This window comes from Microbacterium maritypicum (assembly GCF_008868125.1).
Lineage (GTDB): Bacteria > Actinomycetota > Actinomycetes > Actinomycetales > Microbacteriaceae > Microbacterium > Microbacterium maritypicum.
This window is the reverse complement of the sequence record NZ_WAAQ01000001.1, coordinates 1,898,755-1,921,712: the sequence shown is the minus strand read 5'-3', so window position 1 is coordinate 1,921,712 and position 22,958 is coordinate 1,898,755. Positions and strand designations below refer to the sequence as shown.

General features: G+C 67.9%; 25 protein-coding genes. 9 read left to right on the top strand and 16 right to left on the bottom strand.

Going from position 1 to position 22,958, the window contains the following annotated elements:
- Positions 1-74: 74 nt before the first annotated feature.
- A complete protein-coding gene (abc-f, locus tag F6W70_RS09300; protein ID WP_055867785.1) occupies positions 75-1,673 on the top strand; it encodes a ribosomal protection-like ABC-F family protein in 1,599 nt (532 codons plus the stop codon).
- Between the two features lie 53 nt (positions 1,674-1,726).
- On the top strand, positions 1,727-2,350 hold the full coding sequence (locus F6W70_RS09295; protein WP_270408894.1) for a pyridoxine/pyridoxamine 5'-phosphate oxidase: 624 nt from the start codon (positions 1,727-1,729) through the stop codon (positions 2,348-2,350).
- Between the two features lie 113 nt (positions 2,351-2,463).
- Here F6W70_RS09295 and F6W70_RS09290 read toward each other — a convergent pair whose 3' ends face one another.
- Genes F6W70_RS09290 through F6W70_RS09275 form a run of 4 tightly spaced genes read right to left on the bottom strand, consistent with a single transcriptional unit; the run spans position 2,464 to position 4,415 of the window.
- Positions 2,464-3,276, bottom strand: coding sequence for an SURF1 family cytochrome oxidase biogenesis protein (locus tag F6W70_RS09290; RefSeq protein ID WP_055872418.1), 813 nt, complete (start codon positions 3,274-3,276; stop codon positions 2,464-2,466).
- Complete coding sequence (locus F6W70_RS09285; protein WP_082524193.1) at positions 3,273-3,467, bottom strand: hypothetical protein; 195 nt, start codon at positions 3,465-3,467, stop codon at positions 3,273-3,275. The genes F6W70_RS09290 and F6W70_RS09285 overlap by 4 nt, the downstream gene beginning before the upstream one ends.
- A complete protein-coding gene (locus F6W70_RS09280; protein ID WP_151486460.1) occupies positions 3,464-3,811 on the bottom strand; it encodes a DUF3099 domain-containing protein in 348 nt (115 codons plus the stop codon). The genes F6W70_RS09285 and F6W70_RS09280 overlap by 4 nt, the downstream gene beginning before the upstream one ends.
- Positions 3,812-3,866: 55 nt before the next feature.
- Positions 3,867-4,415, bottom strand: a complete 549-nt coding sequence (locus F6W70_RS09275; RefSeq protein WP_170287874.1) for a DUF4190 domain-containing protein — start codon at positions 4,413-4,415, stop codon at positions 3,867-3,869.
- A gap of 140 nt (positions 4,416-4,555) precedes the next feature.
- Here F6W70_RS09275 and F6W70_RS09270 point away from each other — a divergent pair, with 140 nt between their 5' ends.
- Positions 4,556-5,266: a beta-ketoacyl-ACP reductase gene (locus F6W70_RS09270; RefSeq protein ID WP_017830420.1), complete on the top strand. Its 711-nt coding sequence runs from the start codon at positions 4,556-4,558 to the stop codon at positions 5,264-5,266.
- Positions 5,267-5,281: 15 nt separating this feature from the next.
- Here the strand turns inward: F6W70_RS09270 and F6W70_RS09265 are convergent, their stop codons facing one another.
- From F6W70_RS09265 to glgC, 3 genes are read right to left on the bottom strand one after another with little or no spacing between them, the layout of a single operon-like run.
- A complete protein-coding gene (locus F6W70_RS09265; protein ID WP_151486458.1) occupies positions 5,282-5,977 on the bottom strand; it encodes an alpha/beta fold hydrolase in 696 nt (231 codons plus the stop codon).
- 44 nt (positions 5,978-6,021) lie between these two features.
- Entirely contained in the window at positions 6,022-6,657 is a 636-nt protein-coding gene (gene serB, locus F6W70_RS09260; RefSeq protein ID WP_151486457.1) for a phosphoserine phosphatase SerB, read from the bottom strand.
- A 49-nt stretch (positions 6,658-6,706) separates the two neighbouring features.
- Positions 6,707-7,948, bottom strand: coding sequence for a glucose-1-phosphate adenylyltransferase (gene glgC / locus F6W70_RS09255; protein WP_017830423.1), 1,242 nt, complete (start codon positions 7,946-7,948; stop codon positions 6,707-6,709).
- Positions 7,949-7,994: 46 nt separating this feature from the next.
- Between glgC and glgA the strand changes: the two genes are divergently transcribed.
- The 3 genes from glgA to F6W70_RS09240 all read left to right on the top strand — a co-directional run bounded on the left by glgA (position 7,995) and on the right by F6W70_RS09240 (position 10,331).
- The gene (glgA, locus tag F6W70_RS09250; RefSeq protein ID WP_151486456.1) at positions 7,995-9,179 is read left to right on the top strand and encodes a glycogen synthase; all 1,185 of its coding nucleotides are present in this window, start codon (positions 7,995-7,997) and stop codon (positions 9,177-9,179) included.
- A gap of 17 nt (positions 9,180-9,196) precedes the next feature.
- Positions 9,197-9,982: an ABC transporter ATP-binding protein gene (locus F6W70_RS09245; RefSeq protein ID WP_017830425.1), complete on the top strand. Its 786-nt coding sequence runs from the start codon at positions 9,197-9,199 to the stop codon at positions 9,980-9,982.
- A gap of 91 nt (positions 9,983-10,073) precedes the next feature.
- Positions 10,074-10,331, top strand: coding sequence for a type B 50S ribosomal protein L31 (locus tag F6W70_RS09240; RefSeq protein ID WP_017830426.1), 258 nt, complete (start codon positions 10,074-10,076; stop codon positions 10,329-10,331).
- Between the two features lie 92 nt (positions 10,332-10,423).
- Here F6W70_RS09240 and F6W70_RS09235 read toward each other — a convergent pair whose 3' ends face one another.
- From F6W70_RS09235 to F6W70_RS09225, 3 genes are read right to left on the bottom strand one after another with little or no spacing between them, the layout of a single operon-like run.
- The gene (locus F6W70_RS09235) at positions 10,424-10,705 is read right to left on the bottom strand and encodes a hypothetical protein (protein WP_017830427.1); all 282 of its coding nucleotides are present in this window, start codon (positions 10,703-10,705) and stop codon (positions 10,424-10,426) included.
- Between the two features lie 56 nt (positions 10,706-10,761).
- Positions 10,762-12,015: an alpha/beta fold hydrolase gene (locus F6W70_RS09230; RefSeq protein WP_151486455.1), complete on the bottom strand. Its 1,254-nt coding sequence runs from the start codon at positions 12,013-12,015 to the stop codon at positions 10,762-10,764.
- Positions 12,012-14,015 (bottom strand): DUF262 domain-containing protein, encoded by a 2,004-nt coding sequence (locus F6W70_RS09225; RefSeq protein ID WP_151486454.1) that lies wholly within the window; start codon positions 14,013-14,015, stop codon positions 12,012-12,014. The genes F6W70_RS09230 and F6W70_RS09225 overlap by 4 nt, the downstream gene beginning before the upstream one ends.
- 176 nt (positions 14,016-14,191) lie before the next feature.
- On the opposite strand from F6W70_RS09225, the gene F6W70_RS09220 reads away from it, so the two are divergent.
- Positions 14,192-14,965 (top strand): hypothetical protein, encoded by a 774-nt coding sequence (locus F6W70_RS09220; RefSeq protein ID WP_021200730.1) that lies wholly within the window; start codon positions 14,192-14,194, stop codon positions 14,963-14,965.
- A gap of 181 nt (positions 14,966-15,146) precedes the next feature.
- Entirely contained in the window at positions 15,147-15,650 is a 504-nt protein-coding gene (locus F6W70_RS09215; RefSeq protein ID WP_017830431.1) for a DUF3145 domain-containing protein, read from the top strand.
- A 136-nt stretch (positions 15,651-15,786) separates the two neighbouring features.
- Here F6W70_RS09215 and yczR read toward each other — a convergent pair whose 3' ends face one another.
- Complete coding sequence (yczR, locus tag F6W70_RS09210) at positions 15,787-17,190, bottom strand: MocR-like transcription factor YczR (protein ID WP_151486453.1); 1,404 nt, start codon at positions 17,188-17,190, stop codon at positions 15,787-15,789.
- Between the two features lie 95 nt (positions 17,191-17,285).
- Between yczR and yczE the strand changes: the two genes are divergently transcribed.
- Positions 17,286-17,951: a membrane protein YczE gene (yczE, locus tag F6W70_RS09205; protein ID WP_151486452.1), complete on the top strand. Its 666-nt coding sequence runs from the start codon at positions 17,286-17,288 to the stop codon at positions 17,949-17,951.
- Between the two features lie 138 nt (positions 17,952-18,089).
- Here yczE and F6W70_RS09200 read toward each other — a convergent pair whose 3' ends face one another.
- The 5 genes from F6W70_RS09200 to F6W70_RS09180 form a co-directional block, all read right to left on the bottom strand.
- Positions 18,090-19,328 carry a beta-ketoacyl-[acyl-carrier-protein] synthase family protein gene (locus F6W70_RS09200; RefSeq protein ID WP_017830434.1) on the bottom strand — a complete coding sequence of 413 codons (1,239 nt, stop codon included), beginning with the start codon at positions 19,326-19,328 and terminating at the stop codon, positions 18,090-18,092.
- Positions 19,329-19,425: 97 nt separating this feature from the next.
- Complete coding sequence (locus F6W70_RS09195; protein WP_017830435.1) at positions 19,426-19,674, bottom strand: acyl carrier protein; 249 nt, start codon at positions 19,672-19,674, stop codon at positions 19,426-19,428.
- Positions 19,675-19,742: 68 nt separating this feature from the next.
- Positions 19,743-20,744 carry a beta-ketoacyl-ACP synthase III gene (locus tag F6W70_RS09190; RefSeq protein ID WP_055867826.1) on the bottom strand — a complete coding sequence of 334 codons (1,002 nt, stop codon included), beginning with the start codon at positions 20,742-20,744 and terminating at the stop codon, positions 19,743-19,745.
- Positions 20,741-21,661: an ACP S-malonyltransferase gene (locus tag F6W70_RS09185; protein WP_151486451.1), complete on the bottom strand. Its 921-nt coding sequence runs from the start codon at positions 21,659-21,661 to the stop codon at positions 20,741-20,743. The genes F6W70_RS09190 and F6W70_RS09185 overlap by 4 nt, the downstream gene beginning before the upstream one ends.
- 90 nt (positions 21,662-21,751) lie before the next feature.
- Positions 21,752-22,948 (bottom strand): PucR family transcriptional regulator, encoded by a 1,197-nt coding sequence (locus F6W70_RS09180; protein ID WP_055867830.1) that lies wholly within the window; start codon positions 22,946-22,948, stop codon positions 21,752-21,754.
- Between the last annotated feature and the right edge of the window lie 10 nt (positions 22,949-22,958).

Here is a 22,958-nt window from a genome sequence, read left to right as displayed (position 1 = left end):
GCCCGGCTACGACGCTTATACTGGGAGGCTGGCCGATCGGCCGAACAACCTCCCCGAAAGAACGGACGTCCGCTGTGCTTGCCGTGCACGACCTCGAGATCCGCGTTGGCGCGCGCCTGCTGATGGAGAACGTCTCGTTCCGCGTCGCCGACGGAGACAAGATCGGACTCGTCGGCCGCAACGGGGCCGGAAAGACCACGCTCACCAAGGTGCTCGCGGGCGACGTGCTGCCCTCCGGCGGAAGCGTGACCCGCTCCGGCGAGCTCGGCTACCTGCCGCAGGACCCCCGTTCGGGCAACCCCGAAGACCTCGCGCGCACCCGCATCCTCGATGCTCGCGGGCTCGGTCAGCTCAACCTCGGCATGACCGAGGCCGCGCTCGCGATGGGCTCCGACGACCCGGCGGTGGCCGACAAGGCGATGAAGCGCTATGCCCGCCTCACCGAGCAGTTCGAGGCACAGGGCGGCTATGCGGCAGAGGCCGAGGCCGCCTCCATCGCCAACAACCTGTCGCTTCCCGACCGCATCCTCGACCAGCCGCTGTCGACGCTCTCCGGTGGTCAGCGTCGCCGCATCGAGCTTGCCCGCATCCTGTTCTCCGACGCCGAGACGATGATCCTCGACGAGCCGACGAACCACCTCGACGCCGACAGCGTCGTGTGGCTGCGGGAGTTCCTCAAGGGCTACAAGGGTGGACTGATCGTGATCAGCCACGATGTCGAGCTGGTCGGCGAGACGGTGAACCGCGTGTTCTACCTCGACGCCAACCGCCAGAGCATCGACACCTACAACATGAACTGGAAGAACTACCTGCGCCAGCGGGTGGCCGATGAGGAGCGCCGCAAGAAAGAGCGTGCGAACGCCGAGAAGAAGGCGACGACCCTGCAGCTGCAGGCCGCACGCTTCGGGGCGAAGGCCTCGAAGGCCGCTGCTGCGCATCAGATGATCGCGCGCGCCGAGAAGCTGCTCGCGGGGCTCGACGAGGTGCGCCAGGAAGACCGGGTCGCGAAGCTGCGCTTCCCGAAGCCGGCGCCCTGCGGCAAGACGCCGATGATGGCGTCAGGCCTGTCGAAGTCGTACGGATCGCTCGAGATCTTCACCGATGTCGACCTGGCCATCGATCGCGGTTCCAAGGTGGTCGTGCTCGGTCTCAACGGTGCGGGCAAGACCACGCTGTTGCGCATGCTCGCCGGTGTCGACCAGCCGGACACGGGGCAGCTGGAGCCGGGGCACGGTCTCAAGGTCGGGTACTACGCGCAGGAGCACGAGAACCTCGATGTGAACCGCTCGGTGCTGGAGAACATGGTCTCGGCCGCGCCGCACATCACCGAGACCGAAGCCCGCAAGGTGCTGGGGTCGTTCCTGTTCACGGGCGACGATGTGCTCAAGCCCGCCGGAGTGCTCTCCGGTGGAGAGAAGACGCGTCTGTCGCTTGCGACGCTCGTCGTCTCGTCCGCGAACCTGCTGCTGCTCGACGAGCCGACCAACAACCTCGACCCCGCCTCCCGCGAGGAGATCCTCGGTGCGCTCGCGCACTACGAGGGCGCTGTCGTGCTCGTCTCGCATGATCCGGGCGCCGTGCAGTCGCTCAACCCCGAGCGCGTGCTCATCCTGCCCGACGGTGTCGAGGACATCTGGAGCCAGGAGTACCAGGACCTCATCGAGCTCGCCTGATCCCTTCGCGGGAACGGGTGAGCCCGCAGAGTATTCGTGGCATAGTCGGGACCATGTCGATTGCGCCACCCCCGTCCTTGTCAGACATCAGGGAGTGGTTGCGTGCGCAGCCTTCCCTCACCGGCGCCGCGCCGACGCTCGACCTCGCAGAGCTTCCCGAGGATCCTGAGCCGCTCTTCGTCGACTGGATCGGGGAGGCGGCCGAGAGCGGGGTCGCAGAGCCGCACACGGCCACACTGGCGACGGTGGACGGTGACGGCATACCGGATGCGCGGACACTGATCCTCAAGAACGTCGATGCGGAGGGATGGTCGTTCGCCGGGGCGCGCTCTTCCCGCAAGAGCCAGCAGATCGCTGCGCGCCCCGCCGCGGCGTTGAACTTCTGGTGGCAGCCGCTCCGGCGAGCCGTTCGCGTGCGAGGAATGATCCGAGAAGCTTCTCCGGTGGAGAGCGCCGCAGATCTCGCCGCGCGCTCGGCCGAGGCCCGCGGTGGCATCGCGGCGGGGGAATGGGTTCTCTGGAGGATCGTTGCGACGCGAGTCGAGTTCTGGCAGGGATCAGCGGACCGGAATCATAACCGGATCATCTATCGTCGCGCGGAGGGTGGCTGGCAACGCACCGTGATGGGCTCGATCACCGGCGTGGAGAGCGATCAGATCGTCGACGGACGTGCATGAGCGACTGTCAGGTGGTCGAGGTCGGGACGCTCGAGGAATGGCGCACCCACCACGGTGGCTTCGACGTCTCGCGATGAACGGCGCTGGCTCTGTCTCCGCAGCGGCTGCACCGATCAGCGCACGTCGAGCAGTTCGTCCTCGACGTCGGCATCGTGGTCCTTGCGACGCGACTTCCTGACCGGGGCCGGCGCGCCCTCGACCTCTTCGCGGTGCTTCACGATCTCCGTGCGGATGATGTATCCGATGAAGATGAAGCCCATCAGGGCGAAGAGAATCCACTGGATCGCGTACGACAGATGGGGACCGGGATCGTCGGTGGGGGAGTCGAATCCACCCAGTGCGCCGTCCCCTGCCGGTTCCTCGCTGATCACTCGTCCGTAGGCGCTCGTGATCACATCGCCGTCGACGAGCGTCGCGATCGACGGCAGGTTGATGGTCGGGACCTGTCCTTCGGGTGCCCCGCGACCCGAGGCCGGTAGCTGCTCGCCCGGGCGAAGTCGCACCGTGACCTCGGCTTCCCCCGAGGGAGGGGCCGGCACCGAATCCGGGGCATCGCCATCGCCGGGCGGCACCCAGCCGCGATCGACGATGAAGATGCGTCCATCGGCGTCACGGAACGGCACCAGCACCTCGAAAGCACTGGTCCCACCGTGAGGGCGGTTCCTGACCAGCAGCTGCTGTTCCGCCAGGTATTCGCCCTTCAGGACCACCGGGCGCCACTCATCGGCCGGATCGAGCGCGCCGTCGTCTCCGATGAGATCGGTCAGGGGGACGGGGTCGGCGTCGTAGTTCTGCTCGACGAGTTCGATCTGCGCGGCGCGGGATTCGTTCCGCTCGAACTGCCAATGCGACAGGAACACGCACGCGACCCCGAATCCGATCGCGATGAGCACGTAGATGACCCACCGGGTCAGTCGTCGGCTCATGCCGGAACTCCGTCTCGAACAGTCACCGGGAACTCACGTGCTGCGAGGTAGTCGCGGAGGTACTCGACATGCTCATCGCAGGCCAGCCAGATCTTCTCCCGATCAATGGCGTGGATCCGAGGATTACGCCACACGACCTGTCTGGTCGCCGCGCTCCGGCACCCGGCGCGCGAGCATTCGAGCTGTGTCATCGGTCCTTGGGGCCTTCATGGATCGTGAACACCGGCGGGGTCGTCGCCTCGGGCTCGATCGGAACCGGTCCCGGCGATTCCAGCTCCTGCAAAGGCGACTCCGCCGTGGCTTCGGTGCTGTCGCTGCCCGCGTTCGCGAACACCACGGCGATGTACGGAAGCACGGCCGCCGAGATCCCGAAGACCCAGGTGTACCACCCGTAGGGCTGGACGAGCACCATGAGTGCGAAGCACACGATGCGGATGGTCATCGTCAGGACATATCGGCGCACGCGATGGTCAGCCTCGTCCTGCGGAGACTGCGGCAGGGAGGTGACGGCCGGGACTTGACGCGCGTTCTTCACGATGCCTCAAGCCTACGCCGCTGCCGACCCGTCGGCGTGCCCCTTCTGCGGCAGATCAGCGGGAGAAGATGAAGGGCAGGCTGAACGCTCCGACGAACAGGAAGCTGATGATGATGCCGATGAGGGTGAAAGCGGCGATCGCGATCATCGCGTAGCCGAGGATCAGTCCGGCGATGGCCATGCCTCGACCGCCGATGCCGGGATCACGCCGGGTCTGCCCGAGCGCCATGTGACCGGTGATGACGGCTGCGATCGACGCCAGCACCGGAATGATGGCCCAGACGAGCACGACTCCGGCGATGCCGCAGATCAGCGAGGTGATCGCGAGTCCACTCGTGGGGCGCGGGGCCGGGACTGCGGGGTAGACCGGTGCGCCGTAGGGCGCATATGCAGGCGGGGTCGCAGCTGCGGGCGGGATCTCCCAGGTCGGCGGGGTCGTCGGGCTGTACGCCGGCGGGACGGGCTGGTTCTGCGCCGGCTGCGGGGCGGGCTGCACCGGATACGCGGGAAGGGCCGGTACGACGGGGAAGGCAGCCGGAGCGGGCGGCCGAGGCGGAATGCGAGGTGGCTCGCCGGCAGGAGGGGGAGTGCGGTTGTCGCTCACGGTGAAGCCTTTCGTCTCGATCAGAGTTCCAGCACCGTCCGTGCCTGTCAAACGCCGGGAGGTGGTCGGGCGGGGCATCGTCGGTAGGATCGATGACGGCTCGGGAACTCGGGCCACCGGCCCAGAGCAGGAGTGTCCCCATGAGCGCTGAGCGCGTCGTCCTCGTCACCGGCGGAAACCGCGGTATCGGCCGCGCGATCGCGGAGCGCTTCGTGCGGGATGGGTACCGCGTCGCGGTCACCGCCCGCAGCGGCGAAGGGCCGGAGGGAACGCTCACCGTCCGCGCGGACGTCACGGATGCCGCTGCCCTCGACGCCGCGTTCACCGAGGTGGAGCAGCAGCTCGGTCCGGTCGAGATCGTCGTCGCCAACGCCGGCATCACGAAGGACACCCTCCTCATGCGCATGAGCGAGGACGACTTCGACAGCGTGGTCGCCACGAACCTGGGAGGAACGTTCCGCGTCGTCAAGCGTGCCTCGAAGGGCATGCTCCGCGCGCGGTTCGGCCGCATCATCCTGATCTCGAGTGTCGTGGGGCTCTACGGTTCCGCCGGGCAGGCGAACTACTCCGCATCGAAGAGCGCCCTGGTCGGCTTCGCCCGCTCGATCACGCGTGAGCTCGGGGCCCGCGGGATCACGGCCAACGTCGTCGCTCCAGGCTTCATCGAGACGGACATGACCGCGGAACTGCCCGAGGAGACCCAGAAGCAGTACAAGGCGAGCATCCCGGCGGCACGATTCGCGACCCCCGACGAGGTCGCGGGCGTGGTGACCTGGCTCGCGGGTGATGACGCCGGCTACATCTCGGGCGCGGTCATCCCCGTCGACGGCGGACTCGGGATGGGGCACTGATCCCGAGGTCGAATCTCAGCGTGCGATCGCCGCGCTGAGGAGTTCCGCGAGCCTCTCGGGAACCGAGAACTGCGGCCAGTGACCGGAGCCGATGCGCACGACCTCGGCGTCGTCGATCGCACGGTACTCGGCGGCGTAGGCGCCCCACTGGTCGATCATCCCCTCGAACGCGGCCTGATCCAGGCCACCCATCAGCAGCGTCACCGGCACTCGGTACCGCGCAGGGTTCACCAGCGCGATGGCGTCGGTGGGCACTCTGGCGGGAACACTGCGGGTGAGCGGCGCCGTACGCGCTCGCGTCGACTCGTCGAGATCGCTGACGTCCTCGTCGGGGAAGAACTCCCAGCCGGGGAAGGGCACCACACCGTCGACGACCTCGAACTCGCTGATCCCGCTCCCGGCCGGCGGCGGAGCGGTGTCGACGAAGATGACACGGCTCACGCGCTCGGGGCGCGCATCGGCCACGCCCCACGCGACGTTCCCGCCCCCGCTGTGACCGACCACCACGACGTCTCCTGACAGAGCGTCCACGGCGGACACCGCTGCCGCGATCCAGTGCGCGATGCCGATCTCGGCAGAGGTCGACGCGGGGTCATCGAGTCCGGGCAGGGTGAGCGGATGCGCGCGATGCCCTGCCTCTTCGAGGGCGGGGACCACCCCTTCCCAGCTGGATGCGTCGAGCCAGAGGCCGGGGATGAGCAGGATGTCCATGAACCGACGCTAGCGGTGGCGCCGGGCTTTCTCCAGGCTTCGGTCTACGGCAGAAGTGCGATGACCTCGGCAAGATCCTGCGGGCCGATCACGAGGCTGGCGGCCGCGCGCACGGCGGGCTTGGCGTTGAAGGCGATGCCGAGGCCTGCCACCGCCATCATCTGCAGGTCGTTCGCGCCGTCGCCGATCGCGATGGTCGCCCTGGGGCCGACGCCGAGCTCTGCGGCCCATCCCTGGAGCGAGGATGCCTTCGCGGCGCCGTCGACGATGTCGCCGTCGACCCGGCCGGAGAGCACGCCGTCTGCGACGTCGAGGCGGTTCGCTCGCCAGCGATCGACGCCGAGCTCGGGGGCGACGCTGTCGAGGATCTCGTGGAAGCCTCCCGAGACGACGCCGACGACACCTCCGCGGTCGTGGACGGCCGCGGTGAGTTCACGTACCCCGGGGGTGGGCTCGATCCGCGCCCGGACACGCTCAAACGCCGAGACGGGAACGCCTTCGAGTGCCGCCACTCGGGAGCGCAGGCTCGTCGCGAAATCGACCTCGCCGCGCATCGCCGCCTCCGTAGCGGCCTGCACTTCGGAGCGCCGTCCGGCTTCGTCGGCAAGCAACTCGATCACCTCATTGCGGATGAGGGTGGAATCGGCATCGAGGACGACGAGGAAACGCGCGGCAGTCACCCGTCGAGCCTAGCGATCACCGGGACGGTCGGCGTGCTCCGTGACGCACTCAGCGTTCGATGAAGACGCCCTTGCCGACGACCGTGATGCCGGATTCGGTGACGGTGAAACCACGGGCCAGGTCGCGTTCGCGATCGACGCCGACCGTCGCGCCATCGGCCAGCACCACGTTCTTGTCGAGGATCGCCCGATGGATGCGCGCCCCCTGCCCGACGTGCACGTGGTCGAAGACGACCGAGTCCGTGATGGTCGATCCGCCCCCTGCCAGGGTCCACGGACCCACAACGCTGCGTTCCAGGTGGGTACCGGACAGCACGGATCCGAGCGAGACGATCGAGTCGATCGCGTTGCCGATGCGACCGACCGAGTCACGGACGAACTTCGCCGGCGGGGAGTTGACCGCCTGCGAGTGGATCGGCCACTCCATGTTGTAGAGGTTGAAGATGGGCAGGGTGGAGATCAGATCGCGGTGCGCGTCGTAGAACGAATCGATCGTCCCCACGTCTCGCCAGTACGAGCGGTCGCGCGGCGAGGAGCCGGGGACCTCGTTCTGCTTCATGTCGTAGTAGCCGGCCTCGCCGCGCTCGACGAAATAGGGGACGATGTCGCCACCCATGTCGTGCCCCGACACGGGGGACTCCCCGTCTGCCTCGACGGCGGCGATCAGCGCGTCGGCGTCGAAGATGTAGTTGCCCATCGAGGCGAGCACCTCGTGGGGGGAGTCCTCGAGACCTGCGATGTCGGTCGGCTTCTCCAGGAACTGCTTGATCCGTCCCGATTCCGCGTCGGCGTCGATCACACCGAACTGCGACGCGAGCGCGAGCGGCTGACGGATGCCGGCGACGGTCGCCTTCGCGCCGGACTCGATGTGGGCTTCGAGCATCTGACGGAAGTCCATGCGGTAGACGTGGTCGGCGCCGATCACCACGACGATGTCGGGCTTCTCGTCGTTGATGAGGTTCATGCTCTGCAGGATCGCGTCGGCAGAGCCGGAGAACCACCGCTTGCCCAGGCGCTGCTGCGCGGGCACGGACGTGACGTACGAGTCGAGCAGGGCCGACATCCGCCACGTCTGCGAGATGTGCCGGTCGAGGCTGTGGGACTTGTACTGCGTCAGCACCACGATCTGGCGCAGTCCTGAATTGATGAGGTTCGAGATGGCGAAGTCGATGAGCCTGTACTGTCCGCCGAACGGCACTGCGGGTTTCGCTCTGTCGGCCGTGAGGGGCATGAGGCGCTTGCCCTCGCCGCCGGCGAGGATGATCCCGAAGACCTTCTTTGGAGCGGACATGGCTCCACCATAGATGCCTTCGTCGTCGCTGTACTAGCGTTCAGACATGCGAGTTGAAATGATCACGAAGGAGTACCCGCCGGAGGTCTACGGCGGTGCCGGCGTGCACGTCGCCGAGCTCGTCGCGGCCCTCAGGGAGCACGTGGACGTGCAGGTGCGCGCGTTCGGCGCTCCCCGAGACGAGGCGGGTACCTTCGCGTACCGCACGCCCGTGGCGCTCGCGGGGGCGAATGCCGCATTGCAGACGCTCGGCACCGATCTGGAGATCGTCTCGGCCATCGCCGACGCCGACCTGGTGCACAGTCACACCTGGTACGCGAACTTCGCCGGTCACCTCGCCTCCCAGCTGCACGGCATCCCGCACGTCCTCACAGCGCACAGCCTCGAGCCCCTGCGGCCGTGGAAGGCGGAGCAGCTCGGGGGCGGTTACGCCGTCTCGAGCGGGATCGAGCGACTGGCCTATGAGAACGCCGCAGCCGTGATCGCCGTGAGCGCAGGGATGCGCGCCGACATCCTGCGCAGCTACCCACAGGTCGACCCGGCGAAGGTCCGGGTGATCCACAACGGAATCGACGTCGAACGCTGGCGCCCTGTGCAGGACGAGTCGTTCCTGCGCTCGATCGGGATGGATCCGGACCGTCCTTCGGTGGTCTTCGTAGGACGAATCACGAGGCAGAAGGGGCTGCCCTATCTGCTGCAGGCTGCGCGGCTGCTCCCTCCGGAGGTGCAGCTGGTGCTCTGCGCCGGCGCTCCGGACACGCCGGAGATCATGGCCGAGGTGCAGGAGGGGGTGCGCCTGCTCCAGCAGAACCGCGACGGTGTGATCTGGATCGAGCGGATGCTGCCGCGGGACGAGCTGTCCGCCATCTTGACGGCAGCGACGACGTTCGTCTGCCCGTCGATCTATGAGCCGCTGGGCATCGTGAACCTCGAGGCCATGGCGTGTGGTGCTGCCGTGGTGGGAACGGCGACCGGCGGGATCCCGGAGGCCGTCGCCGACGGCGTCACCGGGCGTCTCGTCCCGATCGAGCAGGTGCAGGACGGCACGGGCACACCGGTCGATCCGCAGCGTTACGTCGCGGATCTGGCCGCCGTGCTCACCGAGGTGGCGATGGATCCGGAGAGGGCACGCGCCTACGGCGAGGCCGGACGCGAGCGGGCGCGCAACGAGTTCAGCTGGGCGGCGATCGCCGAGACGACGCGCGCGCTCTACGCGGAGCTGACCGCCTGAGCCGATAGGCTGGGGACATGCCGAGCGCTCTGGAATTCACTGACGTCGTCGTGCGCCGTGAGGGGCGCAACATCATCGATCACGTGACCTGGCAGGTCGACGATGATCAGCGATGGGTGATCCTCGGCCCGAACGGCGCGGGCAAGACGACGCTCCTGCAGCTGGCCGACACGCTCATGCACCCGACCGCCGGAACAGTGACGGTGCTGGGGGAGACCCTCGGCCGCACCGACGTGTTCGAGGTGCGTCCGCGTATCGGGTTCGCCTCCTCGGCGATGGCCAAGCGGGTCCCTCGTGACGAGACGGTCCTCAACACCGTGCTCACTGCCGCCTACTCGGTGCTCGGCCGATGGAACGAGAGCTACGAGGACATCGATGAGCGTCGCGCGCTCCGTGTCCTCGCCGACTGGCGCCTCGACCACCTGGCCGACCGCACCTTCGGCACGCTCAGTGACGGCGAGCAGAAGCGCGTCCAGATCGCGCGCGCCGTGATGACCGACCCGGAGCTCCTGCTGCTCGACGAGCCCACGGCATCGCTCGATCTCGGCTCCAGGGAAGAGCTCCTCGCGCTCCTCAGCGGCTACGCCTCCTCCCCGACGACCCCGGCCATGCTCATGGTGACGCACCACGTGGAGGAGATCCCCGTGGGGTTCACCCACGTCATGCTGATCCGCGACGGTGCCGTCGTGGCCGCAGGACCGATCGCCGAGACGCTCACCGCGGAGGCGCTCACCGACACCTTCGGCATGCCGATCGTGCTCACCAGCGAAGACGGACGCTACGCGGCACGCGCAGCATCCTGATGAGCGTCTGATAGAATCGACCCTTGGTGCTCTCTGCACCGCAGACTTCCCTCGTCCCTGGCACAATCCAGGGCAGCAACTAAGGAATCCCATGAAGACTGACATTCACCCCGAGTACAAGGCTGTCGTGTTCCGCGACCTCGGATCGGGCGAGACGTTCCTCACCCGTTCGACCGTGTCGAGCGACAAGACCATGGAGCTGGACGGCGTGGAGTACCCCGTCATCGACGTCGAGATCTCCTCGGCTTCGCACCCGTTCTACACGGGCAAGCAGCGCATCATGGACTCGGCCGGCCGCGTCGAGAAGTTCAACCAGCGCTTCAAGGGCTTCGGCGGCTCGTCCAAGTAACGACCGTCACGAAGAAGGCCCCATGCTCCTCGGAGCGTGGGGCCTTCTTCATTCTCAGATGTCGACGTCGCATCCGACCGTGCTCCGAGGCGTCAGAGGTCGAGCCGGATCCGCCCGTCGTCGATCGTGTCAGGGGGATCGCCGGGCGCCGGTGCCGGAGCTGTCCTCTGTGTCTGGCGGTCGCGTTCCATTCCCGCTTCATGCGCAGTCGGCGACCAGACGGCGTCGAACGCGCCGCCGAGGCCGCCACCACTGCTCTCGTACTTCTTCTCGATGGGTACCTTCGAGAAGCCGAAGGCGATCATGACGATCACGGCGGAGACCAGGAGCAGCAGCACTCCGACCGTGACGATCACCCCCACACCCTGTTCCATGCGCTCCAGACTAGGCGTCGGGTGGGACGAGGGCATCCTCCTCGAGGAGGAGATACTCAGCGCACGCGGCGGCCGTGGGCGAGGTCGATCAGGTGGGACAGCACCGGTCCGCTGCGCAGGCCGTTGTGCTCGTGCTCACTCGTCTGCCAGAGCTGCACGCCCGGGAGCAGCTTCGCGGTCTCGAGAGAGAACTCGTAGGGCACGTAGACGTCGTTGATGTAGACCGCGGCCGCACCGGTCGCACCCGACGCCGAGATGGCGGCGGCATCGTAGATGCTCGGCCACTCGAACTCGGCGAGGTGGAGGGCGACATCGCGCCACGGCTGGAACGCGGGCACCGTCTCGGTCCACTCGCGGCGGATGTGCTCGCCGGTGAACAGCGTAGGGTCGTCGCGGAAGTCTGTCGGCTCGGTGCGCTCGGCCGACCACCGGGTGGCATGGCCGTCGGCGTAGCTCGATTCGTGGAACGCGAAGTACAGCGGGTTGCGGCCGTCGTAGGGCATCGCGTGCATCAGGTCGTACCGGAAGGCGTTGGAGGACGGATCGCGCTCCAGGATCGACCACAGGGTCTGCCACCCGTCGTTGGTGCCCAGCGCCGACCCCACCGACCGCAGGCGCGAGCGGGAGACCACCTCGCCGTCGGGAAGGACGATGCCACCGGCATCCGCCAGATCGACGAGTCGCCGCATGGCGTCGCGGTGCTCCGGGAATCGGCGGTAGTAGCGCTCGGACGCGTCGCGCATCTTGTCGTAGCAGAGCGCGTAGACATCGTCGGGGTGGCGTCCGACGGCGCTGAGACCACCCGTGATGAAGACGTCTTCGAGAGAGGCGGCGTCGGTGGAGAGGTAGGCCAGGGTCGTGAAGCCGCCGAACGACTGCCCGAGCACGCTCCACGTGGTGGCGCCCAGGTGCTCCCGCATCGCCTCGCAGTCGCGCACGATCGCGTCGGCGCGGAGGTGCGTGAGGTGCTCGGCCACGGCCTCCGCGCCGCGCGCGAGGTCGTGATCCCCGACCGGGGTGGAGAGTCCGGTCCCGCGCTGGTCGAGAAGGACCAGGCGGTAGTGGGCGAGTGCTTCATCGAGCCAGGCCGGCGACGTCGAGGAGTGGAACGGGCGCGGTGCCTCGTGCCCCGGCCCGCCCTGCAGGAAGACGAGGTAGGGGAGGGACTCTCCGCCTTCGCGGGCGACGACGCGCGCGAAGATGTCGATCGTGCGGTGGTCGGCGGGATCGCCCCACACCAGGGGGACGGTGAGCGTGTGCTCTTCGATGGTGAGATCCTGCAGCGTGCGGATGACGGTGCTCATGTTCACATCACATTTCCGATATAGGAGTACTTGACGAAGACCTCCGAGGCGATGCCCGACTCCTCGAGCACACCCTGCACAGCGGTCATCATGTAGTTGGAATCCCAGCCCATGTAGAGGAAATGGCCCTCGTCGAGCTCGTCCCACTGGCCCTTCCAGGCCATGTCCTGGTAGATCGGGCCCCCGTGTGCGGCGCAGTACGCGAGCGCGGCGGTCCTCGTGTCCGTCCAGGCGCGACGGAAGACCCGGTTGAACAGGTACTTCACGTCGGGCACCTCCCAGCGCTCACCGCGGTACTCGACGTAGTCGAACTCCCGCTCCCAGCCCGTCGGCCATCCGCGACGGCGGACGGCATCGAGGATCGGCGTCAGGCCGTCGTCGTCGATCTCCGGGAGTGCGGGACGCGCCCAGATGCGGATCAGGTCGGCGGTGAGTGCGATCGTGCGCCGAGTGATTGCCGCCGTGTTCCACGCGTCGACGTCGGCGAGGTCGCGCGTGGCGGGTACGGAACTGCGGGCGTAGGCGTCCGTGCGCTTGACGGGGAACGAGGCGCCGAACACCCGCTCGGTGAGGGGCTGTTCGAGCAGGGTCAGGTTGCCGAGGGTCGGGGCGAGGGCGCGGTGGCTGTTCTGCTCGTCCTCGGTGTACTCGATCCAGGGCCGTTCGCCATCGCCGGACCACGTGTCACCCGGCACGACAGGCACGATGTGCTCGACGTCGAAGGACTCGAGGTCGTCGACCCCCTCCAGCCTGCCGAGGACGTAGGCCGGGTGAGGGAGTTCGCTGTACTTCAGGACGGCGCTCACACGTTCGTCGGACGGGGTGATGCGCGCGAACGCACGTGCGAGTGCGTCCCGGCCGTCGCGCCGCGCGCGGCAGAGCCTCGCGACGAGTCTCTCGGTCGGCAGATTCACCAGTGCGCGTCGAAGGTAGAGGGTCTGCAGCCACTCCAATGTCTCGATGAGCTCGGAGCGGTCGATGACGCCCCGCGCGTGATCGCTGTAGACGCTCATCACGAGCGGATACGAGGAGCGGCCGAACGTGTTGACGTGGCGCAGCTGCTGCGCGATCTCGGGGTCCTGCTCCCGCGACGGATCGAGCAGGATGCCGTAGATCTCGGCGTGGTGCCGCCACTCGGACGCATCCGCCTGCAGATGGGAGAGGTCGACGCGGGGGAACGACTGCCGGAACGCGCTGTACACGCCGTGCTCGCCGTTCGCCGCGACCTCACGTCCGGTGACGAGCACGAGGTAGTGCCTCCAGAAGGCGCCGATCGCCTCGCCGGTGTGCCGCTCGATGGGCACCCAGAAGCGGGATTCGACATCGACCTGCTCAGCGTGGCTCAGCCCCATGAGGATGTAGTTGTGGATGAGCTCGTGGTCGCGCAATGGCTCACCCGTCGAGTTCAGGCTCTCGAAGATCTGCTGGGCGTTCGCCTGCGCGCCGAGGGTGATCGACACGTGCTCGAGCTTCTGCAGCCCGCGCCAGATGAGCGGAACCTCGTCCACGTGGATCTGGCTGCGGAAGAAGGCGTAGTTGTCGTCGAAGCGCGATTCGCGGTCGGCATCGTCGCGTCGGTCGAGCACCACGGATTCGTATAGGTCTGCCCAGGCGTCGTGCGGGCGCAGCTTCGTGCGGCCGGGGGCATCGGAGCGCACCAGCACGCGTTCGAGCGCCGCGGCCAGAGCCTGGTCGGTGTCGCGGACCGCGTGATGCAGAGCCGCCACCAGGAGCATGAGCGTGGTGATGCGCTGCTGCCCGTCGATGAGGATCAGGTCCGAATCGGCTGAGGCGCCGTCTTCGGCGGACAGGATCGAACCGATGAAGTGACGGTGGGCGTCGTCTTCACGGGCGACCGCGCGGATGTCGGACAGGAGACGTTCGCATCCCCCGATGTCCCACCGATACTGCCGCTGATACACGGGGACGACGATTGCGGTGGTGCCCGCCGCGAGCCACTCGATCGTGTTGACTGCTGTCGCCTCGACGTTGGTCGCGGTGCTCATGCTGGTGTCTCGTCCTCCCGTAGCGACGGGTGCCGAGGACTCGCCGGGCGCCCCGTTCAGTCTATTCGGTTATGCACGGCGGACCTCCGAAGGGCTCGCGGGTGACGCTGTTAGGCTTGCCTTATCAGGGCCTGTTAAAACGTGCTGGCCCCCGATGAAAGGAACATGACTCGATCATGGGTTACATCAAGTCCGCTGCCCTCGAGGAAAAGGGATTCGTCGTCCTCGACAGCTACAACCAGGAGCTCGACCCCAAGGAATGGCTCGACATCGAGTACAACGACTGGAAGTCGTCGGGTGACACCCGCTTCGCGCCGCTCGCCAGTGCCTTCGGCGACATCGAGTGCAACGGGTTCTGGAACCACAAGCCGCCGCGCACCGACAAGGACGGCGTCTGGATCGACTCGCAGACCGAGAAGGCCCCGAACCTGACGCGTCGCGCGCAGGAGCCGGGCGCCAACGTCGGCCGTTGCCGCGTGATCGAGCTGCAGCCGACCCCGTACGGAGACTGCCTCTACAACCTCCACCAGGACGACAACAACCGTCTGAACCCGGACGGCACCGGCTGGGTGGTCCGCGGCTTCTTCAACCTCACCGATGACAAGGACAGCTACTTCGTCCTGCGCGAGAACCGCACCGACCCGAGCATCGAGTACCGCATCGCGCTCCCCGCCGGCGCTCAGCTCATCGTCGACACCCAGCGCCTGTGGCACGCCGCCACGCACAACGGCACCGAGCCGCGCTACTGCCTCATCACGTCGTGGACCTCGGGCCCCGAGCTCGACGCCTACATCGAGAAGTACCACGGCACCGACGACGTGCCCAACTACGAGGTCGACCAGGAGACGCTCGAGTTCGGCTACGCCGAGCAGGCGCGCAAGGACGCTGCCCGCGCGGCGTACTACGCCGCCAAGGGCCAGCAGGTCAAGCAGGCCATGAGCGAGGCCTGACCTCACCGACTCGACCGTTCGCGGTCCGAAGGCCCCGGTCGTCATGACCGGGGCCTTCGTCGTCGAATGACATGCTTGTGGTTTCCGCAGATCTCGGCGAGAATGGGCCCACAACCGCATATTCTCGCCATTTCGTGGTTCAGGTCGTTGGGGAAGACGCACCTGATGAAACGGAGAGATCATGGCGACGGCTTACGCACGCGGAGTGGTGTTCATCCACTCTGCGCCTCGCGCGCTCTGCCCGCACCTCGAATGGGCGGTGGGTCGCGCTATCGGGCGTGCGGTGAACTTCGACTGGACCGAGCAGCCCGTCCTCGACGGCGCCCGACGTGCGGAGTTCTACTGGGACGGCCCCGTCGGCACCGGTGCCGCTCTCGCGACGTCGATCCGCGGGTGGGAGCACCTCCGCTTCGAGGTGACCGAGGATCCCACGCCCCGCAGCGACGGCGGCCGCTGGCTGCACACTCCCGATCTGGGTATCCACTACGCGCAGACCGATGCCGCCGGCAACATCGTGATCGGTGAAGACCGCATCCGCTATGCCATGGAGATCGCTGCGGGCAGCGCGGTCGAGCTGCAGCGCGAGCTCGACATCGCCCTCGGCTCCGCGTGGGACGAGGAACTCGAGCCCTTCCGCCATGCCAGCGACGACGCCAGAGTCGTCTGGCTCCACAAGGTCGGCTAGCCCGACCCCACAGGCCGGAACGGGGGAGGCGTGAGTATCGGATGCCGGTGAGTCATCCCGGACGCTGAGAAGACGTTTCCCCGCTCCGCACGACGAGGACCCCGCCCCGGAGACGAGGCGGGGTCCTCGTCGTCGGTCAGATCACCGCGGCGTGCTGCAGCTCAGCGTGCGGGGACGTGCCGGCGCCGCGCACGTCCTCCCAGGCCAACGAAAGGCGACGCATGGCCTCAGCCGTGCGCTCGGGCGGCAGGGTGATGGGGATGCGCAGTCGACGTTCGAGCACGCCGCCCGTCGTGAAGCGCGGTCCGGGAGGCAGGATCAGCTGCCGCTCGCGAGCAGCGAGGGACAGCGAGGTGGACAGCGGCGCACCGATGTCGAGCCATGCGGACAGCCCTCCTGGTGTCGGTGGCATCCGGAAGCCGGGGATGCCCGCCACGCCGGCCTCCACCGCTGCGCGACCGTCGTGCAGACGCTGACCGACGTGCGAGGTGAGCGCAGGCATGTCGGCGAGAAGCTCGACGGCGATGCACTGCTCGAGCAGAGCGGTGCCCAGCTCGAAGGAGGGACGAACGGCGAGCAGTCGAGCGATGACCGTGCGCTCCGCACGGATCCAACCGATGCGCATCCCGCCCCACGCGATCTTCGACATCGATCCGACCGTGATCACATTGGGTCCGCTCGCGGCCATCGGAGCCGGCGACCAGCCGCGGTCGATATCGAGCTCGGTGGTCGTCTCATCGACGATGAGCTGAGTGCCCACGTTGCGCGCCGTCGTGACGATGCGTGAGCGCTCCTCGTCAGGCAGCGTGGCGCCGGTCGGGTTGTGGAAGTCGGGAATGAGGTAGGCGACATGGGGGCGGGAGCCGAGCAGAGTCTCGTTCAGATGGCGCGTGTCCCATCCGTCGACGTCGACGGGGGTCGGAAGCAGACGGTATCCATGCCGGTGCAGCGCCTCGAGCGCGTGCGGGAACGTGGGCTGCTCGACCAGGGCCCTCTCGCCGCGCCGTCCGATCGCCGCGAGGATCAGGTTCACCGCGTTGAGCGCCCCGGAGGTGATGATGATCTCGTCGGCCGAGGTCGGTGCTCCGCGATCGCGGTACCGCTGCGCTACGGCCTCTCGGAGCTCCGGAAGGCCACGGAGGGAATATCCGCTGGTGCCGCGCAAGGCCGCAAGACGGGGGAGGGATCGGACCGTCGCGTCATACAGTCCCGGTGTGGAGTCCATCGACGCGATGGACAGATCGATGGCGTCGTCGTCGGCATCCGTGCCGGGCGCGGCGTGTCCGTTCGGCAGGGTGACGCGCGTGCTGCCTCCGTGCAGACGGGAGACGTAGCCGTCGGCCTCGAGGAGCCCGTAGGTGCGGGTGATCGTGGAGCGGGAACGGCGAAGCTCCACCGCGAGGGCGCGCTCGCTCGGCAGACGTTCGCCGACCGTGAGCCGGCCGTCGAGGATCAGCGCCCTGATCCGGTCGGCGAGCGTCGTCGCTGCGGAGCCCGCGACGTTGTGCGCCCCGAGCTGTTCGACGAGTCGTGATCCCATGCGTCCAGCATGCCGCAAAGTGGCCTGACGAGTGCAGGCCACTTTGCGCTGAGTGGATTCGCTGACGGACGTGGCCCAGGGGCCAGAGTGGAAGCATGCTCCTGCGCTCCGTCGTGCTCCCCGTGACCGCCACCAGTCGGCGTGACCTCGTCGAGCGGCTCGTACAGCTGCTCGTGGGTCTCTTCCTCTACGGCGTGGCCCTCGGCTTCATGGTGCGCGGCGGCATCGGCGTCGCGCCGTGGGACGTGCTGGCGCTCGGTCTCGCCGAGCAGACCGACCTCCGATACGGCGTCATGACCGTCGTCGTGTCCATCGTCGTCCTGCTGCTGTGGATCCCGCTGCGTCAGCGCGTGGGGCTCGGCACCGTCTTGAACGCGCTCCTCGTCGGGCCCAGCGCCGACCTCGCACTCGCTCTGATCCCGCAGCCCGCTTCGGTGTGGATCGGCGCCCCCATGTTCGTCTTCGGACTCCTGCTGCTGTCCTTCGCGACCGGTCTGTACATCGCCGCAGACTTCGGCCCCGGACCCCGCGATGGATTGATGACGGGCCTCGTCCGACGTACCGGCTGGGCGGTGTGGCTGGTGCGGACACTGATCGAAGGCGGCGTGCTGCTGATCGGCTTCCTGCTCGGTGGACCCGTCGGCGTGGGAACCGTGCTCTTCGCGTTCGGCGTCGGGCCGTTGATCGGCTGGTTCCTGCCGCGCATCACGCGGATGAGGGAAGCGCGTTCGCAGAAGCTCGGTCTGCTCCGCTCCGCCTGACGGATCACCGCGCACCTGCATGACCTGCGCACAGGTGCATGACTGAGTACCGGTGGATGCTCATGCATCCGTGTGATCCTCATGCAGATGAGAAGAGCGGCCCTCGGAATCCCGAGGGCCGCTCATCGTTATGGAGTGTCAGTCGGCGCTGGCGACCACGAGCACGGCGTTGTGACCGCCGAATCCGAACGAGTTGCTGATCGCGAACTGCGGACCCTCGCCCAACGGGGTGGCGTCGCCCGAAAGACGGAACGGGACAGCGGGATCGGGCTCGGTCATGTTGATCGTGGGCGGTGCGACACGGTCGCGCAGGGCGAGGAGCGCGAAGATCGCCTCGAGTGCGCCGGTGCCTCCGAGCAGGTGCCCGGTCGATGCCTTCGTCGCCGAGACGGGGATCTCGTCGATCCGGTCTCCGAAGACCTTCTTGAGCGCGACGTACTCGTTGGGGTCGCCGACCGGTGTCGACGTCGCGTGCGCGTTGATGTGGGTGACCTGGTCGGCGGTGATGCCGGCCTCTTCGAGCGCCTGCGTCACCGCACGTGCGGCACCGTTGCCCTCGGGGTCGTTGCCGGTGATGTGGTAGGCATCGGCGGTGACGCCTCCGCCGAGCACATAGCCGTAGATCTTGGCGCCGCGAGCCTTCGCGTGCTCCTCGGTCTCGAGGATCAGGGCTGCGGCCCCCTCGCCCATGACGAATCCGTCACGGTCGATCGCGCCCGGTCGGGACGCGTGGGCCGGGTCGTCGTTCCGACGCGAGAGCGCCTGCGCGGAGGCGAACGATGCCATCGTGATCGGGTGGATCGCGGACTCCGTGCCACCGGCGATCACGACGTCGGCGAGACCGTCCTGAAGGTGGTGGAAGGCATGGATGATCGACTCGGTGCTGGAGGCGCACGCGCTGACGACGGTCTGCGCGTAGGCGCGGGCGTGGAACTGCAGTGACAGGTTTCCTGCAGCGGCGTTCGGCATGAGCATCGGGACGGTGAGCGGCATCACCCGTCGCGGGCCCTTCTCGCGGAGGGTGTCCCAGGCGTCCAGGAGCGTCCAGAGTCCACCGATGCCGGTGGCGAAGTCGACACCGAGTCGCTCGGGGGCGACTTCGGGGGAACCGGCATCCGCCCACGCCTCGCGCGCCGCGATCAACGCGAACTGCGACGAGGGGTCGAGACGCTTGGCCTCGTGGCGGGGGAGAACCTCTTCCGGGCGGACGATCGCCTCGGCGGCGAAGGTGACGGGCAGCTCGTACTGCTGTACCCAGTCGTGCTCGAGCGTGCGGGTGCCGGACATGCCGGCCAGCAGGTTCGTCCAGTTCTCCGGGGCCGTTCCGCCGATGGCGGAGGTGGCGCCGATGCCGGTGACGACGATGCGCTTGGTCATGGGGTGTGGTTCCTTGTCGAAACGAAGTCGAACGGGTGGGAGGGCAGGTCGGAGGATGCCACTCCCCGCGAGGTGCGGGGGTGGCATCCTGCCGGGATTACTCCTGGCCCGCGACGATGAAGCTGACGGCGTCGCCGACGGTCTTCAGGTTCTTGACCTCGTCGTCGGGGATGGTGACGCCGAACTTCTCCTCGGCGTTGACGACGATCGTCATCATCGAGATGGAGTCGATGTCGAGGTCGTCCGTGAACGACTTCTCGAGGGCGACCTCGGAAGCGTTGATGCCGGTCTCGTCGGTGATGAGCTCTGCGAGGCCAGCGAGGACCTCATCGTTGGTGAAAGCCATGTGGTCTTCCTCTTTCTTGCGGGTTGTTTTCGGAACCGTGGAACAGTCTAGGGAAAGTCAGCGCATTCTCAGGGAAGGACGACGACCTGTGCGGCGAACACGAGGCCGGCGCCGAAGCCGATCTGCAGTGCGAGACCGCCCGACAACTCGGGGTGCTCGGCCATCAGGCGGTGGCTGGCCAGCGGGATCGACGCCGCCGAGGTGTTGCCCGTGGTCTCGATGTCGCGGGCGATCACCGTGCTCTCCGGCAGCTTGAGCTGCTTGGCGAACTCGTCGATGATGCGCATGTTGGCCTGGTGGGGGATGAACGCGGCGATGTCGGTCGGCTCGACGCCGGCCTTGTCCAGCGCCTCACGGGCGACCTTGGCCATCTCCCAGACGGCCCAGCGGAAGACCGTCGGGCCCTCCTGACGAAGGGTCGGCCACGGCACCACGCCGTCGCGGAAGTCGGTGAGGGTGCCGTTCATTCCCACAGCGTCGGCCTTCGAGCCATCCGAACCCCATACCGCCGGTGCGATGCCCGGCGTGTCGCTCGGACCGATCAGGGCTGCGCCTGCACCGTCGCCGAGCAGGAACGAGATGCTGCGATCGGTCGGGTCGACGACGTCGGACAGCTTCTCCGTGCCGATGACCAGTGCGTAGCGGGCGGCGCCGGCCTTGATCAGCGCGTCGGCCTGGGCGATCGCGTAGGCGTATCCTGCGCAGGCCGCGTTGATGTCGTAGGCGGCTGCGGGGTTCGCCCCGACACGGTCGGCGACGATGGCCGAGACCGAGGGGGTCTGCTTGGGGTTGCTGATGGTCGCGACGATCACCAGGTCGACCTGGTCCGCCGCGACGCCGGACTTCTCGATGGCCTCGGCAGCCGCCGCGGTCGCGAGGTCGATCGCATCGGTGCCCTTGTCGGCGCGAGCGCGGGTGACGATGCCGGTGCGCTGACGGATCCACTCGTCGCTGGAGTCGATGGGGCCGATCAGGTCTTCGTTCGGCACGGCATTCTCGCCACGGGCGGCGCCGTAGGAGTAGATGCGCGTGTACGCGGGACCGGTGAGCTGGGCGAGCGTGACGCTCATGCGGCTTCTCCGTTCAGCAGCGCGACGGCTGCATCAAGGTCTTCAGGGGTCTTCACGGCGACGGTCGGTACACCGCGGAGGCCGCGCTTGGCGAGGCCGACCAGGGCGCCGGCCGGAGCGAGTTCGATGACACCGGTGACGCCCGCGTCGGCGAAGGACTGCATGCAGAGGTCCCAACGCACCGGGGACGACACCTGATCGACGAGGAAGCTCAGTGCCTGCGCTCCGTCGGCCACGGCGGAGCCGTCGCGGTTGGTCCACAGCGTGATGTCGGGGTTGGCGGGCGTGACGTCGGATACCGCATCGCGGAGCGCGGCGACGGCCGATGCCATGTACCGCGTGTGGAACGCGCCGGCGACCTGCAGAGGGATCACGCGGGTGCCCTTGAGGGGCTCCTCGGCGAGTGCCGCGAGCGCGGGGAGGGCGCCTGCGACCACGATCTGTCCGCCGCCATTGTAGTTGGCGGGGGAGAGGTCGAGTTCGGCGAGGCGCGCGAGAAGGGCTTCCTCGTCACCGCCGAGGACCGCACTCATTCCTGTCTGCTCCTGCGCTGCCGCATCGGCCATCGCGCGGCCGCGGATGCCCACCAGGCGCATGCCGGTGTCGGCATCGATCACACGGCTGCCGACGAGTGCGGCGATCTCACCGACCGAGTGCCCGGCGATGCCGTCGGCACGTCGACCGGCGCGCTGCGTGAGGGCATCCCCGGCGATCAGCGACGCGGCGACGATCAGCGGCTGAGCGATGCGGGTGTCCCGGATCGTGTCGGCGTCCGATACCGTGCCGTGTTCGCGAAGATCGACCTCCGCGGAGTCCGAGTAGGCGTCGAGGCGTTCTGCCACTCCGTCGAGCTCGAGCCAAGGAGCGAGGAATCCGGGGGTCTGCGAGCCCTGACCTGGGCATACGACGACAATCACCCACCCAGTCTGCCAACGTTTGCGACAGAGCGGTGGATGATCCATCACAAGATTCCGAAAAACCCTTGTGTGTGGCGTACAGAGAAGGGTTCAGCGCTGGGTGCGTCGGAGCGGGGCGCGCCGACGGACCTGATCCGCCGCACCGATCGAGCCGAGGATCAGAGCGGTCTGCAGGATGAGCGCTTCGCGGGGGCCGGTGGCATCCCAGCCGATGACTTCGCTCACGCGCTTGAGGCGGTAGCGCACGGTGTTGGGGTGCACGAACAGCTCGCGCGCCGTGGCCTCCAGGGAGCGCCCGTTGTCGAGGTAGCTCCAGAGGGTGGTGACCAAGTCGGTGGAGTGCGCCTGCAAGGGGCGGAAGATGCGCTCGATCAGCGTCTGCTTCGCCAACGGGTCTCCGGCGAGTGCGCGCTCTGGCAGCAGATCGTCGGCCTCGACCGGACGGGGTGCGCCGCGCCATGCGCGGGCGACCGCGAATCCTGCGAGGGCGGCACGGGCGCTCTGGCTCGCGTCCACGAGCGCCGCGACCTCGGGTCCGAGCACGACGTATCCTGGTCCGAACGACGGTTCCAGGCGGGAGGCGATCTCCTGGAAGCCGAGTTCTTCCTCTTCGAGCTCCTGACCCTCGACTCTGGCGCGGCCGAGCACCAGGACGAGGCGGGAGCCCTGCACACCGATGAGCACGTCGACGGCGAGCTTCCTGGCGGTGCGGCGGACCAAGTCGACGTCGAACTGCGGAGGTGTCGTCCCGACGAGGACGGCGACCTCGCCGTGACCGTGCCACCCGAGTGCGGCGATCCGGCTCGGCAGCTCTTCATCGGCCTCGCCGGTGAGGATCGAGTCGACGACGAGTGCTTCCAGGCGCGCGTCCCATAGGCCGCGGGCCTCGGCTGCCCTCGCGTACACGTCGGCCGCCGCGAAGGCGACGTCGCGGGAGTAGAGCAGGATCGCCTCGCGCAGATCGTTCCCCCGCCCGGCGACCCGCTCCTCGGTGACCTCGACGGTCACGCGGATGAGCTGCAGAGTCTGCTGGAGGCTCACGCTTCGCAGCAGCTCGCGAGGAGCCGCCGCGAAGATGTCCGCCGCGATCCACGGAGTGGAGGTGGGGTCCTCGTACCACTGGATGAACGACGTGATACCCGCCTGGGCCACCAGCCCGACCGCAGAGCGGCGGGCTGGTGGCATGTCGGCGTACCACGGGAGGGTGTCCTCCAGGCGCTTGATCGTCACCGAGGCGATGTCACCGGAGATCCGGCGCAGCCAGGTGAGCGTCGCGGCCTTGTCCATGCCGGAAGGA

Excerpts from the sequence above, each read along its gene's own strand:
- F6W70_RS09295 (WP_270408894.1), top strand. The coding sequence starts at position 1,727 with ATGTCGATTGCGCCACCCCCGTCCTTGTCAGACATCAGGGAGTGGTTG.
- F6W70_RS09290 (WP_055872418.1), bottom strand. The coding sequence starts at position 3,276 with ATGAGCCGACGACTGACCCGGTGGGTCATCTACGTGCTCATCGCGATC.
- F6W70_RS09285 (WP_082524193.1), bottom strand. The coding sequence starts at position 3,467 with ATGACACAGCTCGAATGCTCGCGCGCCGGGTGCCGGAGCGCGGCGACC.
- F6W70_RS09270 (WP_017830420.1), top strand. The coding sequence starts at position 4,556 with ATGAGCGCTGAGCGCGTCGTCCTCGTCACCGGCGGAAACCGCGGTATC.
- F6W70_RS09265 (WP_151486458.1), bottom strand. The coding sequence starts at position 5,977 with ATGGACATCCTGCTCATCCCCGGCCTCTGGCTCGACGCATCCAGCTGG.
- glgC (WP_017830423.1), bottom strand. The coding sequence starts at position 7,948 with ATGTCCGCTCCAAAGAAGGTCTTCGGGATCATCCTCGCCGGCGGCGAG.
- glgA (WP_151486456.1), top strand. The coding sequence starts at position 7,995 with ATGCGAGTTGAAATGATCACGAAGGAGTACCCGCCGGAGGTCTACGGC.
- F6W70_RS09245 (WP_017830425.1), top strand. The coding sequence starts at position 9,197 with ATGCCGAGCGCTCTGGAATTCACTGACGTCGTCGTGCGCCGTGAGGGG.
- F6W70_RS09240 (WP_017830426.1), top strand. The coding sequence starts at position 10,074 with ATGAAGACTGACATTCACCCCGAGTACAAGGCTGTCGTGTTCCGCGAC.
- F6W70_RS09235 (WP_017830427.1), bottom strand. The coding sequence starts at position 10,705 with ATGGAACAGGGTGTGGGGGTGATCGTCACGGTCGGAGTGCTGCTGCTC.
- F6W70_RS09225 (WP_151486454.1), bottom strand. The coding sequence starts at position 14,015 with ATGAGCACCGCGACCAACGTCGAGGCGACAGCAGTCAACACGATCGAG.
- F6W70_RS09220 (WP_021200730.1), top strand. The coding sequence starts at position 14,192 with ATGGGTTACATCAAGTCCGCTGCCCTCGAGGAAAAGGGATTCGTCGTC.
- F6W70_RS09215 (WP_017830431.1), top strand. The coding sequence starts at position 15,147 with ATGGCGACGGCTTACGCACGCGGAGTGGTGTTCATCCACTCTGCGCCT.
- yczR (WP_151486453.1), bottom strand. The coding sequence starts at position 17,190 with ATGGGATCACGACTCGTCGAACAGCTCGGGGCGCACAACGTCGCGGGC.
- yczE (WP_151486452.1), top strand. The coding sequence starts at position 17,286 with ATGCTCCTGCGCTCCGTCGTGCTCCCCGTGACCGCCACCAGTCGGCGT.
- F6W70_RS09200 (WP_017830434.1), bottom strand. The coding sequence starts at position 19,328 with ATGACCAAGCGCATCGTCGTCACCGGCATCGGCGCCACCTCCGCCATC.
- F6W70_RS09195 (WP_017830435.1), bottom strand. The coding sequence starts at position 19,674 with ATGGCTTTCACCAACGATGAGGTCCTCGCTGGCCTCGCAGAGCTCATC.
- F6W70_RS09190 (WP_055867826.1), bottom strand. The coding sequence starts at position 20,744 with ATGAGCGTCACGCTCGCCCAGCTCACCGGTCCCGCGTACACGCGCATC.
- F6W70_RS09180 (WP_055867830.1), bottom strand. The coding sequence starts at position 22,948 with ATGGACAAGGCCGCGACGCTCACCTGGCTGCGCCGGATCTCCGGTGAC.